Source organism: Rhizobium sp. LARHSG275 (assembly GCF_052871115.1).
In genome coordinates this window covers 1-1,396 of the sequence record NZ_JBIXJN010000053.1, presented here as the reverse complement: position 1 = coordinate 1,396, position 1,396 = coordinate 1, and the positions used below count along the sequence as shown (strand labels likewise).

General features: G+C 52.9%; 2 tRNA genes and 2 rRNA genes. All 4 read right to left on the bottom strand.

Annotated features, from left to right (window positions below):
- A 23S ribosomal RNA gene (locus tag ACIPSK_RS32955) occupies positions 1 to 317 on the bottom strand; the annotation flags it as partial.
- A gap of 497 nt (positions 318 to 814) precedes the next feature.
- A tRNA-Ala gene (locus ACIPSK_RS32950) sits at positions 815 to 890 on the bottom strand.
- 90 nt (positions 891 to 980) lie between these two features.
- A tRNA-Ile gene (locus ACIPSK_RS32945) sits at positions 981 to 1,057 on the bottom strand.
- Between the two features lie 238 nt (positions 1,058 to 1,295).
- A 16S ribosomal RNA gene (locus ACIPSK_RS32940) occupies positions 1,296 to 1,396 on the bottom strand; the annotation flags it as partial.

Genomic DNA, 1,396 nt, shown 5'->3' with positions numbered 1-1,396 from the left:
TCCCTGCGTTCGCTTCTTACACCCTATGTATTCAGGTGCAGATACCTTATCACAATGCTTGGAAACCTGAGGCGTCTTCGACGCAGCCAATAGCCAGTAGCGAATAGTTTTTGAATTCTATTCGCTATTCGCTAAATCCTATTCGCTCATGCGCCAACGGCGCATCAGATTTCCCAAGCATTTAAGGTGGGTTGCCCCATTCGGAGATCCATGATCAAAGCTCATTCGCAGCTCCCCACGGCTTTTCGCAGCGTATCACGTCCTTCATCGCCTGTGCATGCCAAGGCATCCACCAAATGCCCTTACGACACTTAATCGTTCTCATTGCCAATGCTCATCGTCTCGTTGCCCGTTCCGAAGGAACGGCAACAGACCGGGTTACCTTTTACAACCCAGTCAATCCAACAATGCCATTAACGTGTTCGACAGGGCTGCTTTATTGGAGCTACGCCGAGCAGCTCGCTTGCAGCCTGTCTTAAGACCAGCTTCTCGAGATATGATCCGATACCGCGCGGTCAGGCAACGGTAATCCGATCGTTCATCAGACGAAGCCCAAAGGCAACGAACAACAAACGATCCAGAGTGACAAGCTTCCCTCCTACCTCCAGTCCTTCACCCATATCCGGCCGGCTAGGCCATCCATGGGATCATCAGAACTGGGCTCGGACGCTTCGGGCAGAACCCAAAACACCTGGAAGCCTCCAGATCAATCTTCTCTTCACAATGTATGCAGAACACGCATCAGCTCATAAGCCGATGCAAAACCTTATTTTCTTCAAAAGACAAATGCCGTCAGCTTCAACACCAATCGATTTGGTGGAGCTGAGCGGGATCGAACCGCTGACCCCCTGCTTGCAAAGCAGGTGCTCTCCCAGCTGAGCTACAGCCCCTCCAGCTCGATCGCCCGGTATAAACCAGGTTCGGCAACAATCCGCATCAGCCACATTCCATCATCCCTAACCCTCATCCGCATATGCGAATGGTGGGCCCGGGAAGACTTGAACTTCCGACCCCACGCTTATCAAGCGTGTGCTCTAACCAACTGAGCTACGGGCCCATTCGGGGAACCGGCCCAGCCTAAACTGGATCGACGCGGTTTTTTGTCTTCTTGAAGAAAGAGAAACGTGGACGGCGAAAGCTCGCCATACCGTCGTGACCGAAGTCAGCGCGGCGTATTACGTTTCGATGGTCACCTGACTGGTGCCATCTATGTTCTAAAAAGCACGGGAAGGTTCATATCGGGCCATGTCCGAGGACATGTGCCGATCGTCTTACCAATTCCACAGCTTCCTTAGAAAGGAGGTGATCCAGCCGCAGGTTCCCCTACGGCTACCTTGTTACGACTTCACCCCAGTCGCTGACCCTACCGTGGTTAGCTGCCTCCTTGCGGTTAGCG